We start from the raw sequence: 15341 nt of genomic DNA, 5'->3' as shown, positions 1-15341 counted from the left end.
GAAATCCTCTGCTTAGGCTTCTAGGTTCTCGAAATGATAACGACCAGTTTTTAAACTGCTCGGACCAATGCGGGCAAACTTAAACATCAAGAACATCTCAATCACCAGCAGCACAGTGTAGAACAGGGTGATAGAAAGGATACTGAACCATAAGTCGCCAGTCGTTAAGCTTGAGGCAGACATAAAGGTCGGTAATACCTCAGAAATCGTCCAAGGTTGACGACCATACTCAGCCACAAACCAACCACATTCAATCGCAATCCAAGGCAATGGCAAGCTATAAAGTGCAGCTTTAAGTACCCATTTCTTCTCGACGATTTGATGACGTGTGCTTTGCCAGAATGCCGCAGCAAATACGAATAACATGATAAAGCCTAGACCCACCATCACACGGAAGCTCCAGAAAATCGGTGCTACGTTCGGGATAGAATCTTTAGCAGCCGCTTTAATTTGCTCTTCAGTGGCATCGACCACTTTATCTGTGTAGCGTTTCAGCAAGAAACCATAGCCTAAGTCGACTTTTGCTTCTTCGAAGGCCGCACGTAATTCAGGCGTTTCTTCACCCGCACGCAGCTTCACTAACATTGCATAGGCTTTCATACCGTTACGGATGCGCACTTCATGCTCAGCAATCAAGTCATGGATACCCGTGACTTCTTCATCCAATGAACGTGTTGCCACAATGCCCATAGCATAAGGAATTTTGATCGCATAATCCGTGTGCATGGTTTCTTGATTTGGGAAACCAACCGCAGTAAAGGCCGCAGGAGCAGGCTCAGTGTGCCATTCAGCTTCAATCGCCGCTAATTTAACACGCTGTGCTTCACCGACTTTATAGCCAGATTCATCACCTAACACGATAACCGATAGAATTGCCGCCATACCAAAGCTTGCCGCAATCGCGAATGAGCGACGGGCAAAAGGTAAGTCACGTTTCTTGAGGATGTAATAAGCACTGATTGCCAGTACAAACATGGCACCCGCGACATAACCCGAAGCCACAGTGTGAACAAACTTCACCTGCGCAACAGGGTTAAACACCACTTCGGCGAAGCTGGTCATTTCCATGCGCATGGTTTCGTAATTGAACACTGACCCCACAGGGTTTTGCATCCAACCGTTTGCCACTAAAATCCACAATGCCGACATGTTAGAGCCAAAGGCCACTAACCAAGTCACCACTAAATGTTGACGTTTAGTGAAACGATCCCAACCGAAGAAGAACATACCAACGAAGGTAGATTCGAGGAAGAAGGCCATTAAACCTTCAATAGCCAGAGGCGCACCAAAGATGTCCCCTACGTAATGCGAATAGTAAGACCAGTTAGTACCAAACTGGAATTCCATTGCCAAACCTGTGGTAACCCCCAAGGCAAAGTTAATACCAAATAACTTACCCCAGAACTTAGTCATATCTTTATAAATTTGTTTATCCGTCATCACATACAGTGATTCCATGATAGCCAGCAAAAATGCCAACCCCAACGTCAAGGGAACAAACAGGAAGTGATACATGGCTGTCAGCGCAAACTGCAACCGCGATAGCTCAACAACCTCTTCAACAATCATCGGTGACTCCTTACTTGGTGCGTCCAATTGCTATGATAAAACCCGCGTTAATCACAGCAAGTGCCTTTGTAGGATAGTGAGTTTTCATTTTGTGTTTATATCTGAACATCAGTATAAACCGTTAAATTTAATCTTTTGCATTAGTTCGAAGCAGCAAGGGCTAAAAAGTACCAATATCCGTCGCATATTGAGACGCGAGTCACACTATCGCAAGTAACTGAGACCGACACCTTACCACTCAATCAATCAAATGATCTCATCGATATAAATATCAGATAGTTAAGATATTTATTCGTTTTCATTTGTGGCTATTTTATACCACCTCGCTTTGATGCAAATCAATCAAACTCAGTGGTTTAGGTGGGTTTTGCGGTGAGGTACACACTTCCCCATTGAGAGGGATTGACAACCACATAAAACAGGAGTAGTGAGCAAGCGTTAATTAATGTAAACCCATACTTTTATTGATTAGCCGCCACAAATCAGCTTAAGCTACCAAAAAACTAACAAACAAATAATGTTGCAACAAATTAACTAAAAAACTTAAAAATGTTTTTAGAGAAATATTAATTTAAAACCTTTAAAATCAATATATAAATCCACATATAGAAATAAAAATATAAAAACAGCATTAAAATTCATTAGTTTTAATAATGAATAATTGTATTTTTTCTCGTTTGAGAAGCTAACCTGAGTTGTTTAATATATGCCCTGTGTTAAGGAGACAATTTGGTAGAACTGGTGTCGTAGCCCAGTCAATGCCAACTTCGCGCACATAGGTATTAACTTTTGGTGTGGAGATATCGATATGACTAAATTATTTGAACGTGTGGTTAACAGCTACAAGCGTGTTTTTGTTGAACTTTATACAGCTAATGAGCTGAAATAATTCCCCGAATTACTCGTGAAATTTATTGCATTAATTTGAAGTTTTGTTAGCGCAAAACGAGCCCCCCTCTCCTTGAGAGTGGGGGCTTTTTCTATTCTAAAGCCATAAAATCTGCCTTCAACTCTAGAACCCCATAAAACGTCACTCTCAGTATCAAGTACGCAACATACCTATTAATAGGTATTTACCGTAAAAAGATGCTGTTTTATCACTTTGATCCATTAGATTATTTGCAACAAGTGTTAATGATTTGAAATGCAAGATATTTCATAAAAGTGCATTTTAAATATAAAAAAAGGAGCGAAATTATCGCTCCTTTTTTACGATTAACTAAACCCGCTTTTACCCTTCAAAACTGATAAAAGCCGCTGAGTTTACTCGCTTACCCTAAGGTCACTCGCGCATTACGGAACATACGCATCCAAGGGCTATCTTCACCCCAAGCATCCGGATGCCAAGAGTTCGCTACAGTCCTGAACACACGTTCTGGGTGTGGCATCATCAACGTCACGCGGCCATCAGTCGTACAAATCCCCGTCAAGCCATTTGGCGAGCCATTCGGATTTTGTGGATACTGAGTCGCGATATCACCCTTACCATTGACAAAACGCAGGGCAATTGTGCCTGACGCTTCGGCAATCGCCAGCGCTTCAGGGCTGGCAAACTCAGCCAAACCTTCACCGTGCGATACAGCGATAGGCATACGCGAACCTGCCATACCTTGGAAGAATAACGACGGGCTCTGTTGCACTTCAACTAAGCTGAAACGCGCTTCAAAACGCTCTGAGCGGTTACGCACAAAACGTGGCCAATGTTCGCTTCCTGGAATGATTTCTTTCAGGTTCGACAGCATTTGACAGCCGTTACACACGCCGAGGGCAAAGCTTGAATCACGTTCAAAGAAACGTGAAAACTCATCGCGCGCACGGTCATTAAACAGAATCGACTTAGCCCAACCTTCACCTGCGCCTAATACGTCACCATAAGAGAAACCACCACAGGCCACTAGACCTTGGAAATCCTCTAGGCTGATACGGCCAGATAAAATGTCAGACATGTGCACGTCGCGGCTTTCAAATCCTGCGCGATCAAAAGCAGCTGCCATTTCCACGTGGGAGTTAACGCCCTGCTCACGCAAAATCGCCATCTTAGGCGCAGCGCCTTTAAGAATATAAGGCGCGGCAACGTCAGTGCTTGGATCGAAACTTAAGTTAACCGTTAAGCCTAAATCGCTTTCGTCTTGCTTAAGTTTGAACTCTTCCAGTGCGCACGCTGGGTTATCACGCATGGCTTGCATACGATAAGTGGTTTCTGACCACACAGTACGCAGCGCAACACGGCTATCACTGAAAATTTCACGCGTGCCATCTTTAATGGTGATGCGTTGATCGTCAGCTAACGTCCCAATCACATGGCAAGGAACGCCAGCGATAGCAAACTGAGCGGCAATTTTCGCAGCGTTGTCGCGGCTCACTTGCAGCACAGCGCCGAGCTCTTCATTAAAGAGTCGCTCTAAATCCGTGCCCTGCAAATCTTCTACATCTATGTCTAAGCCAGTATTACCCGCAAAGGCCATTTCCACTAAGGTGGTAAATAAGCCACCGTCGCTTCGGTCGTGGTAAGCGATAACGGATTTCTTAGCCACTAGATTTTGCATGGTTTCAAAGAAACCGCGCAGCAGTGCAGCATCGTCAAGATCCGGCGCAATATCACCTAGCTCACCAAACACTTGGGCTAAACAAGAACCGCCTAAACGATTTTTACCCGCACCGAGATCCACTAACAGCAAAGACGTTTCGCCTTTATCTGTGCGCAGCTCTGGCGTCACTGTATTGCGAATATCTTGCACCACGCCAAAAGCAGTGATGACCAATGACATGGGCGACGTCACGGTTTTATCCGCGCCATCTTGCTGCCATGCGGTCTTCATCGACATAGAGTCTTTACCGACCGGAATGGTCAGACTCAGCTCAGGACACAGTTCTTCACCTACGGCTTTCACCGCTTCATAAAGGCCCGCATCTTCTCCGGGGTGACCCGCAGCAGACATCCAGTTAGCAGAAAGCTTGATACGCTTAAATGAACCGATATCGGCACCGGCGATGTTCATGATTGATTCAGCCACTGCCATACGGGCAGATGCGCCAAAATCAAGCAGTGCCAGCGGTGTACGCTCGCCCAGTGACATTGCTTCACCGGCGTAGGTATCAAAGCTTGCCGCAGTGACCGCGCAATCGGCCACAGGCACTTGCCATGGACCCACCATTTGGTCACGGTTAACTAAACCCGTTACTGTGCGGTCGCCAATGGTGATAAGGAAGGTTTTATCCGCAACTGTAGGCAAGCTCAGTACGCGTTTAACCGCTTCTTTAACATCAATCTTGTTTTGTTCGAGCGCTGGAGATACCGCTTTGGCTGATACCACATCGCGGCTCATCTTAGGCGCTTTGCCTAATAAGACTTCAAGCGGTAAATCGATAGGATTATTATCGAAATGGCTGTCGCTAAGCGTCAGGTGTTTCTCCGCCGTCGCTTCACCCACAACCGCAAACGGTGCGCGCTCGCGCTCACAAATTGCAGTAAATAGTGCGAGGTTTTCAGGGGCAACTGACATCACATAACGTTCTTGTGATTCGTTACACCAGATTTCCAGCGGGCTCATGCCTGGCTCATCTGAAGGCACATTACGCAGATTGAATAAACCGCCGCGCTCGCCGTCATTCACAAGTTCAGGGAAAGCGTTCGACAAACCGCCCGCGCCCACATCGTGGATAAATTGGATAGGGTTTTTATCACCAAGCTGCCAGCAACGGTCAATCACTTCCTGACAACGACGTTCCATTTCTGGGTTTTCACGTTGCACAGAAGCAAAGTCGAGATCTTCACTCGATTGACCCGATGCCATAGATGATGCGGCGCCGCCACCCAAACCAATGTTCATCGCTGGGCCACCCAGCACAATCAGCTTAGCGCCAACGGTGATTTCGCCCTTCTGTACATGTTCTTCGCGAATGTTGCCTAAACCACCGGCCAACATTATGGGCTTGTGGTAACCACGCACTTCAACGCCGTTATGGCTGCTGACTTCCTGCTCGTAGGTACGGAAATAACCGACCAGTGCAGGACGACCAAACTCGTTGTTAAATGCCGCGCCGCCCAGTGGGCCTTCGGTCATGATATCGAGCGCGCTAACGATACGATCTGGTTTACCGTAGTTACCTTCCCATGGTTGAACAAAACCTGGGATTTTTAAATTTGATACGCTAAAGCCCGTTAAACCTGCTTTAGGTTTAGAACCACGACCCGTCGCGCCTTCATCACGGATTTCACCACCTGAACCCGTTGCAGCGCCAGGATAGGGGCTGATGGCGGTTGGATGGTTGTGGGTTTCCACTTTCATCAGGATGTGCATAGGTTCAGTGTGATAGTTGTACACCCCATCAGGATCGGGGAAGAAACGACCGGCAACTGAGCCTTCCATCACAGCGGCATTATCTTTGTAGGCAGATAACACGTGATCTGGGGTGGATTCAAAGGTGTTCTTGATCATTTTGAACAATGACTTAGGCTGAACTTCACCGTCAATTGTCCAATCTGCGTTAAAAATCTTATGACGACAATGCTCAGAGTTCGCCTGAGCAAACATCATCAATTCAATGTCATGGGGATTACGGCCTAAACGGACGAAGTTTTCGACTAAATAGTCAATTTCATCTTCGGCTAAGGCAAGGCCCAATGCTGTGTTAGCCACTTCAAGTGCGCGGCGACCTTCGGCAAGAATATTGACGCTTTTAAACGGCGCAGGCTCAGTGCGTTTGAATAACACATCGGCTTTGGCAAAATCATCAAGCATGATTTCAACCATGCGATCGTGCAACAGCGCATTTAAGGCTTGTTGCTGCGCCACTGTCAGTGCATCTGACTCGACATAATACGCAACGCCTCGCTCCAAACGCTTCACTTTACCAAGGCCACAATTGTGCGCGATGTCAGTGGCTTTTGAAGACCAAGGAGAAATAGTACCGGGGCGAGGAGTGACAAACAGGAGTGAACCTTGGGGGATATGAGCTTCTATCGCAGGTCCATAGGTGAGAATTTTTTCAAGTTGCTGGCGTTCATTTGTATCGAGCAACTCGCTCAAATCCGCTAAATGGACATACTCAGCATAGATTTGGCGTACCGGAAGCGCAGCGTTTTCGCAGGCCTCCATCAGCTTTTGCACCCTAAACGTCGAGAGTGCAGGGGCTCCGCGGATGATCTCCATCACGTCTATTCACCTTATTATTTATTATTGCAGGGGTCAGAGGTGGCGCTATTATAAGGAAATGTCTGCCACAAATCACCTGTGACCTTACGCAAAACAGTGTTTCCTGTGATATAAAAAACGCGACCATTTTAAGTCGCCATTTTCCCCCACGAATGATTTTTTTACGTTATCGCAGACAAACGGATATAATCCCACCAATGTCGGCCAGTTCACCACGCATGCCCCACTGTTAACTCGCTATCTATAATATTGATTTTATTTACTATAAGCACATTTAATGACTCGACTCCTGTTCGCTCTTATCTTAGGTTTCTTACTGACTGCCTGTCAGCAGGTGACCGTGGACGAAACAGAATTCGTGCCGAAAAAATTAACTGAGTTAAGAGTCGGCACACTTTACGGCCCACAGATTTATATGACATCGGGCCAAGGTGATAGCGGTTTCGATTACGATATGGCGGTATTGTTCGCAGAATACTTAGATGTGCCCTTAAAAATGGTGCCCTACACTAACCGCACCGAGCTGTACGAAGCCCTTAAAAAGAATGAAATCGACCTGATTGCCGCGGGCATGACAGAAACACCCGCAAGGCGTGAACAGTTCCGCCTAGGACCGCCGCTGTACCGCGTTAATCAAGTATTGGTGTATCGCGAAGGCATGCCAGCACCCAAAGACATCAGCGACCTAAAAGGTAAGATCACTGTCATCGCCGACTCTTCCTTCGTCGAGACATTAACTCAATTGCAAAAGCATTATCCAACGCTGGTGTGGGATCAAATTACCGACAAAGACAGCGAAGAATTGCTGGCTATGATCGCCAACAAAGAAATTGACTACACCATAGCCGACTCCAGCAGCGTACAAATCAACCGCCGCTACTTACCCGATCTGCGCTCAGGCCCCGTACTTGAAGAAAAGCTCGATGTAGTCTGGCTGTTGCCGCCGACCCGCAGTGATGAACTCATGAGTCAGTTGCTGGCCTTTTGGCATCAAGAAAAGCTGGCTGGCACGCTCGATCATCTCAACGAGAAATACTTTGGCCATGTGAAGCGCTTCGATTATGTCGATACTCGGGCATTTATCCGCGCTATCGAAACCGTCTTGCCCCGCTATCGTCAGCTATTTGAAACCCATGCGGGCAATTTAGATTGGCGTAAGCTTGCGGCGACTAGCTATCAAGAGTCCCATTGGAATCCCCATGCCCGCTCGGCAACGGGGGTGCGCGGCATGATGATGTTGACTCAGCCTACGGCAAAAGAAATTGGCATCACCAACCGTTTGGATGCGGAAGAAAGTATCCGTGGCGGCGCGGCCTATTTGAACGATATGATCAATCGTCTGCCAGAATCCATTCCCGAGAGTCAACGTATGTGGTTTGCACTGGCGTCCTACAACATAGGGTATGCCCATGTTGAAGATGCGCGAAAGCTGGCCGAATCGATGGAATTAAATCCAAATGCTTGGCGAGATTTAAAGAAAGTGCTGCCACTGCTGCAAAAGCGTAAGTACTATCAAAAAACCCGCTACGGCTATGCCCGTGGCAGTGAAGCCGTCCATTACGTCGACAGTATTCGCCGCTACTACGACACATTAGTCTGGGTGGATAATCAGTCGAAACAGCAAAACCCCGAGGAAGAACCGAGCGATCTTGCGTCGGAAGAACCCGCCATTCCCGCTGGAACATTAAGCCCAGAACAACCTAAGTAATCTATATTACCTGAGCCAAGCGTTAGAGCTAGGTTTCTAGGCGCTGAGTTTAGAAGCTAGAGCTAGAGTCAAAACTATATCCAAGCTGGCTTAACTGGGCTGAATCCAACTCAGGTTTACGATTAAAACATCACTTAGATCAGCTTATCTGACCAGTGCTATTGCTGCACTCAAGTGCAACTGCTACTGTCTTAGGGTTATGACCTGCAATACATCTCTGCAGGGCATCGATAATAACAATGAATGGGGTCAATATGAGAAGAAAAACCATCAGCAATACTGTCGCGCGTCGTCGTACTTTACTTAAAGTTCGCCATCGTCGTATTTTGAATCGTCAGAAACTGTTCTTTACTTTTATTCAGTCTCAGGATTAATCCTGTCACTTCTAGCACTGTTTACTCTATCGCTTGCTGCGCCTTTTGAGCCTGTTTCAGGGCTTTTTTTTCCTCTCTACGCCGTTTAAAAAAACGACTCAATTGCGCGCTACAAGCGTCGGCTAATACACCCGATGTTACTTCAACTTGATGATTAAATGCCGGGTGTTGCAGTAAATTCACCACAGTACCCGCTGCACCGGTTTTTTCATCCCGAGCACCAAAAACCACCCGCGCGATCCGGCTGTGCACCATAGCACCTGCACACATAGCGCAAGGTTCAAGCGTGACATATAAAGTCGCGTCTAACAGGCGATAGTTTTCGACCAAACGCCCCGCTTCCCGTAAACATAAAATTTCCGCATGGGCGCTAGGATCGTGTTGGCTAATGGATAAATTGTAACCCGTCGCAATTTGCTGGCCGTCTTTGACCAGAACCGCCCCTACAGGTACTTCACCCTCGGCCTCGGCTTTCTCGGCCATCAACATAGCCACTTGCATCCAATGTTCATCTAACTTCATTTGGTCCACTAGGCTGTCACTCATCTGTAAAAATACGGCAATTATACCTATAACTGATAAAAAAGGCGCACTTGGCGCCTTTCACTGGATAAGGATTGAGCCCTCTCGATTGTTGCTTGAGTAGATAATAGGCTTTCATCTCTCTCGGGATTGGACCTGCAGAATTCGGATAGAGTAACCTTTATTCAAACCTTTGCTCGCGCTCCATATCCTCCCGCTGTTCTCGCAATTTCTCATACTCGATCCACTCAACCAGTTTTGCTGACACCGATTTAGCAGCCATCGCAATATTCGGATTCCCATGTTCAAGTAATCCTCTAATAGCATCCGCTCTAGGTTGCATCGCGCTTACTCTGCTACCAGACCAAGATGAAGGAGTAACACGTTCAGCGAATGCCTCCAGAACGGCTTCAGGTTCAGGAGATACTTCCAGAAGTCTGAGCGCCGGCTCTGATATAACTTCCCCCTGTTCTCCATCCGGTTCCCAGAGGCTAATACCCGCCGCTACAGTCGCCCACACGTTGGTATTGTTTCTGGCACTGCACCATTCAATCAACACGTCCACATCGATTTTGGCGAGAATTGACTGCTCGAATCCGCTATGCAGAATAAAGAACTGTCGCAGAGGTTGTTGCTCTTCAGTGCCCTCAAAAACACGATTCAGGAATGCTGCTGGCATTAATGCCGCAGTCGACGCAATGGTGTTTTCGCATGAATAAATGTAACCATAGTTGTCATCGACAACAGTAAATATGGTATCCAACCACTCTTGCTTTGCGGCCTCATTGCCATTAAAGCGCAACGCAGCACTGATCACACGCTCCATTCGGTAATCCCTGCCACCGCTATAATCGTCATGATTTTTTGAGAGACTCAAGATCGCAGCTCTTAAACCTATTTGTCGAAAGTCGGGACCAAGTGTATCAACTGCACCATCTAACCTCATGCTTAGCGCCTCTAGCACCACATCACCACCATTCGGTTTACTCAGGAGCCGTTGAGCGAGATTGATAATACGGCCTTTAGGCAAATGCGCATACTCGGCCCGCCAGAGGATTGGTTCATACATGCTCGGGTGAATTTCTGGGTCATCCAGAATTGTCATACAACGATCTAGGTCGGTTTCTGTAAATGTCCCAAAAGGATGTAGATAGACTAATGCGCGCCGAAGTATAGGATGTTGGGCGCACTGGTCGAGTAGATCTTGGGTTAGAGCTAAATCGACGGAGTTTACAGCTTCAATGAAGCCGCCGAAGACTGAAAATCCTCTATTAGCTTCGGGTTGTAGTCCCAATTGATCAATGAGTTGCTGCCAGTTGACCCGCAAATCATGTGCCCCTTTCGCCAAGCCCCGCCCAAATGCAGTGCGATAGGGCATCCAATCGTTGGAGAACAGGTTACACCCCAACTCGCCAAGCTCATGCTCTGATGCGGCGAAGTCCTCACCCAATTGAAGCGCCTTGGCTTCAAGTCGCTTCTCAGCTTCGCTATGCTTGTTGGTGTCTTCATGATCAAAATCAACGTCAAGCGTCCAATAGTAGTGCTCATTACTGAGCACATATGTCATTATTTCCGAAACCAAGTCATGGGGCTCCAACTCCCTCTCCAATGCGGCAAGGTTGTCCGGCAGCGGCTCAATATTATCTTCACCATCTCGCTTGGTATGGTCGAAATAGATCGTTGAACGCACCGCTTTCCACCCCTCACCCCAAGGGTAATGCGCATGTAACTTGCGCGCTGCATCAATGAGTTTTTCCCTCATTGCAACTTGTCGCCACATGCCTCGAAATGTTTTCGCCAGCGTCTGTCTTGCGAGATCTTCAAGAGTCGAATCACCGGAGGTTCCCAGTTTGACAGCAACGTCGATAAAGGCGCTACGCCACTGAACAAGCTGATCGTGATTGGGTTGAAATCCATAATCTCTTGGGCGAGCACCAAACTCGTTTACCCCAAACCTTATCCACTGGGTCCCTAATGCTATCGAGAGCATCCTAAAACCCAGCGACCTACGTCCAGCCACACTTGATGAAAGACATTCATTCATGATCGCAACGCGTTGATCTAAAGATGCGTGTGTGCCAGAGTGATATGCTTGAAAGAACTTCGTTATCTGATTTCGCGCAGAAGCATTGTTGTTGCTTTCCTCTTCGAAGTCCGCTAAATGGATGAGGAGCCTAATGCACCGTTCAAAGGCGATCGGTTCATACGCCAACAATAGCAGAAGATTGATAATTGACGTTCGTCGAGACTTATAACCTGGTTTCATGCCTTTAAAATCAGAGGTGATAAGTATCGCTTCAATCCTGTCGAGCAGAACTTCTGGCGTTACTGGTGCGATATAATCCAGCATTCGTGCCGATATATCGTTTAATTCGGTTATCCGCCCCAGCAACCCATCGGGTTGAAGCCAAATCTCAACGATCTCTTTCGCCACAGGATGATCGTGCAACAACCCTAGCCTATGTGCGAAAGACATGAGTAAGCGTTGACGGCCGGGGGCTTCAAAGGTTTCTCTGAGTTGAGCAACTGGTAAATTATTCAGTGCCGATGTCGCCAACTTATTGGCAATGACATGGGGCAAAATAGCTCTCCAAAAAGCCCTCTTCTGTACAATATGGCGGTCTGACAACTTGTTGACTGACCGAGACAACTGACTTGCGGAATACCCAAAGTTCGAACCCAATACCTCAAGTTCGTTTTGGCCTTTCTCAACAGTTGCTACCGAGAACGAATAGACCAGAGACAGTACTTCAGCGTACTCACGCAGGCTATCATCTGGGCCTCTGCGCTGCTCAAACAAGCGATCAAACAACTGAGCATCAGAAAGCTGAGCCAAACTCTCACCGTCTTCAACCCGCTCGGCGATAGCTAGGGATACCCTCGCATTACCATCAGCAAACGCGGCAATTCGGCGGGCGTCATTCTGGCCGATTTTAGGGAAACGGCGCAGCAGAAGCTGTTCAGCCACCTCAGGCCCTACCGCTTCTATATGGATGACCTCTGTGGTCTGAGGCTTATCGTCTCTGATGTCATATTCAACCGTGATAAGGCTGACCATTGTGCCTACGGCCGATACCTTGCTTGCAAGCGAAGAGTGTAAATCTGAAGGGCAATTATCGAGGATCATGATGACCCGTTTACCCACTGCAATCAGCCTGTCTAGCATTGCTGTAGCAGAAGGCTCCTGACTTTCACCTGTATCGACATAGACTGCGATAGTCCGGTCAAGCGCATCTGTGCCGACTGTCTCATCAAAAAGTGCCTGCACAATTCTGGTCTTTCCAACACCAGATAACCCAGTGATGCGAACCGCCTTCTTAGTGGAGCGAATAAGATCTCGCATCGGGCCGATAGCGTCATTAATGCTGAGCTGTTGCCCCCAGCCTGACGGCAGTCACAGTGACTCCCGAGGCTGAAATCAAGGTGTCAGGCGTCCCCTCTGGTGGATTGCTCCATGCGCCGTATGGCTGCCAACCTGAATATCCCTGACCGAGATTTCTTTTTGTCCAGAGCATGACTGACGGATGTTGCCGTACCCATTGAGCCAGTTTAGAACGGTCGTAGAAGTCCAAGTAAAGATTGTCACTATTAGGATCATCCGCTACGGCATCTCGCATTGCTTTGAGGCGGTCCCTCTTCATAGGAGGAGAGCAATCATCACCTAAGCTGACAATGATATAGCTCCCACCTCTTTTGGCATGTTCAGAGATGGTCAGTGACAGTTTCCCAGCGGTGACCATTTCCTTGATGATCGCAGCCCTCGGCATTGAATGCTTTTTGGCCTGAAGAATTGTGTTGGGTCTTTCAAGAAAACCTGTGCTCAGCTGTTCGACGGGGACTTGAACGTGAATATCAATGCCACCATCAGGAGCATTAATTGAGCCTGACCAGTTTACATATGCAGGGCTATGTCCCTGCGCAGCTATTTCAGCCTCGGCAAGGCGAGCAATCAACTCTTCGAGCTGAGTATCGGAGAGTCGGAGTAATTCGTCTTTCTCAATATCAAAAATTGCCACGGTAATCCTCAGCTGAACATCTTGTTAACCCTATCGAGAGCAAGATAATTTTATTGGATAATCAATAATTCGATAATAACAGCTCTTAGCATAATGATTAAAAAGAAGTTTAAGGAGGAAAACCTTGCAAATTAGATATGTTAACCCACATAGCGGTACACAATCCCGCATTCGTAATAAAGTGCAGCCTTATATAATTACTCCATCAAAGGACTGCTGTTTGCGTACAAAGCGATACTGACTGCTTCAGATTTGTGGATCACCTTGTTTTTTGAGTCAATATCGTTACCCCAATAAAAAATGCCAGTCAATAAAATGACTGGCATTGAGATAAACCATAAATAGTATTTTATTAGCTATTTATATTTGGGCTATTCCCATTCGATAGTCGCTGGTGGCTTGCCAGAAATATCGTAAACCACACGGGAAATACCATCGACTTCGTTGATGATGCGGTTAGACACACGACCTAAGAAATCATAGGGCAGATGTGCCCAATGGGCCGTCATAAAATCAACGGTTTCAACGGCGCGCAGTGACACAACCCAATCATATTTACGGCCATCACCCATAACACCGACTGAGCGTACAGGTAAGAACACGGTAAAGGCTTGGCTGACTTTATTGTACAGGTCGGCTTTATGCAGTTCTTCGATGAAGATAGCATCGGCGCGGCGCAATAAGTCACAGTATTCTTTCTTCACTTCACCTAATACGCGCACACCAAGACCTGGTCCTGGGAACGGGTGACGATAAAGCATGTTGTATGGCAGACCTAACTCAAGACCAATTTTGCGCACTTCATCTTTAAACAGTTCGCGCAGTGGCTCAACTAATCCCAGTTCCATATCGGCTGGCAAACCGCCAACGTTATGGTGAGATTTAATCACATGTGCTTTGCCTGTGGCACTGCCAGCAGATTCAATCACGTCTGGATAAATCGTGCCTTGCGCTAACCATTTGGCATTGGCGCATTTTTTCGATTCTTCATCGAAAATTTCCACGAATACGCGGCCGATGATCTTACGCTTAGCTTCTGGATCGGCTTCGCCTTTCATCGCGTCGAGGAAACGGTTTTCCGCATCAACGTGAATGATATTCAGGCCGAAATGATCGCCAAACATTTCCATCACTTGCTCGGCTTCGTTCAAACGTAATAAACCGTTATCAACGAATACGCAGGTCAGTTTTTTGCCGATAGCGCGGTGCAGCAACATAGCCACAACCGACGAATCGACACCGCCCGATAGCCCTAAAATCACCTCATCATCGCCGATTTGCTTCTTCAAGCGCTCAATCGCATCTTCGATGATAGAGGAAGGTTTCCAGTTAGCCGCACAGCCACAAATGTCTAAGGCAAAGTGCGATAACATCCGCATGCCTTGCCGAGTGTGGGTCACTTCAGGGTGGAACTGTACGCCGAAGAATTGCTTCTCTTCGTTTGCCATAGCAGCAAATGGGCAAGTGTCCGTTTTAGCAACTGCCACAAACCCTTCAGGAATGGCCGACACTTTATCGCCGTGGCTCATCCATACGTCGAGTAAGGGTTTGCCTTCGCTATTAACTGCGTCTTCAATGCCTTTGAATAGCAAGGAATCTGTCAGCATTTCAATTTGAGCGTAGCCGAATTCACCTTCACCCACACCTTGGATCACTTTACCGCCCAGCTGCTCAGACATGGTTTGCATGCCGTAGCAAATGCCCAGTACAGGCACGCCCGCAGTAAATACGTATTCAGGCGCACGCGGCGAGTTTTCAGCCGTTACACTTTCAGGTCCGCCAGCAAGAATAATACCGTTCGGGGCAAATTCGCGGATTTGGGCTTCTGTTACATCCCAAGCCCATAATTCACAGTACACACCGATTTCACGGATACGACGGGCAATCAGTTGAGTGTACTGAGATCCAAAATCGAGGATCAGTATCTTGTGCTCATGAATATCGCTCATGGGTAACCTTTATCTCATCTATTGTTTTAACATTGCTCAACGCGGCG

At 47.2% G+C, this 15341-nt stretch carries 7 protein-coding genes; 1 reads left to right on the top strand and 6 read right to left on the bottom strand.

The window, feature by feature from the left end:
- Nucleotides 1–12 precede the first annotated feature (12 nt).
- Nucleotides 13–1569, bottom strand: a complete 1557-nt coding sequence (locus FW758_RS11630; RefSeq protein ID WP_006082471.1) for a cytochrome ubiquinol oxidase subunit I — start codon at nucleotides 1567–1569, stop codon at nucleotides 13–15.
- 1271 nt (nucleotides 1570–2840) lie between these two features.
- Nucleotides 2841–6722: a phosphoribosylformylglycinamidine synthase gene (gene purL / locus FW758_RS11625; protein ID WP_446445468.1), complete on the bottom strand. Its 3882-nt coding sequence runs from the start codon at nucleotides 6720–6722 to the stop codon at nucleotides 2841–2843.
- Between the two features lie 280 nt (nucleotides 6723–7002).
- Between purL and mltF the strand changes: the two genes are divergently transcribed.
- Entirely contained in the window at nucleotides 7003–8433 is a 1431-nt protein-coding gene (mltF, locus tag FW758_RS11620) for a membrane-bound lytic murein transglycosylase MltF (RefSeq protein ID WP_427750598.1), read from the top strand.
- A gap of 395 nt (nucleotides 8434–8828) precedes the next feature.
- Here mltF and tadA read toward each other — a convergent pair whose 3' ends face one another.
- From tadA to guaA, 4 genes are all read right to left on the bottom strand, one after another.
- Nucleotides 8829–9353 carry a tRNA adenosine(34) deaminase TadA gene (gene tadA / locus FW758_RS11615; RefSeq protein WP_375164367.1) on the bottom strand — a complete coding sequence of 175 codons (525 nt, stop codon included), beginning with the start codon at nucleotides 9351–9353 and terminating at the stop codon, nucleotides 8829–8831.
- Between the two features lie 157 nt (nucleotides 9354–9510).
- Nucleotides 9511–12672, bottom strand: coding sequence for a hypothetical protein (locus FW758_RS11610; RefSeq protein ID WP_446445458.1), 3162 nt, complete (start codon nucleotides 12670–12672; stop codon nucleotides 9511–9513).
- 16 nt (nucleotides 12673–12688) lie between these two features.
- Nucleotides 12689–13345 carry a hypothetical protein gene (locus FW758_RS11605; RefSeq protein ID WP_446445457.1) on the bottom strand — a complete coding sequence of 219 codons (657 nt, stop codon included), beginning with the start codon at nucleotides 13343–13345 and terminating at the stop codon, nucleotides 12689–12691.
- Between the two features lie 371 nt (nucleotides 13346–13716).
- Nucleotides 13717–15294, bottom strand: a complete 1578-nt coding sequence (guaA, locus tag FW758_RS11600) for a glutamine-hydrolyzing GMP synthase (protein WP_311897874.1) — start codon at nucleotides 15292–15294, stop codon at nucleotides 13717–13719.
- Nucleotides 15295–15341: the final 47 nt, after the last annotated feature.

The sequence above is a fragment of the Shewanella sp. 1180_01 genome (assembly GCF_052850535.1).
This window is presented reverse-complemented; position numbering and strand designations above follow the sequence as displayed.

Bases quoted from the DNA above. Each gene is read 5' to 3' on its own strand.
- guaA (WP_311897874.1), bottom strand. From the start codon at position 15,294: ATGAGCGATATTCATGAGCACAAGATACTGATCCTCGATTTTGGATCT.
- FW758_RS11610 (WP_446445458.1), bottom strand. From the start codon at position 12,672: ATGCGAGATCTTATTCGCTCCACTAAGAAGGCGGTTCGCATCACTGGG.
- tadA (WP_375164367.1), bottom strand. From the start codon at position 9,353: ATGAGTGACAGCCTAGTGGACCAAATGAAGTTAGATGAACATTGGATG.
- FW758_RS11630 (WP_006082471.1), bottom strand. From the start codon at position 1,569: ATGATTGTTGAAGAGGTTGTTGAGCTATCGCGGTTGCAGTTTGCGCTG.
- purL (WP_446445468.1), bottom strand. From the start codon at position 6,722: ATGGAGATCATCCGCGGAGCCCCTGCACTCTCGACGTTTAGGGTGCAA.
- mltF (WP_427750598.1), top strand. From the start codon at position 7,003: ATGACTCGACTCCTGTTCGCTCTTATCTTAGGTTTCTTACTGACTGCC.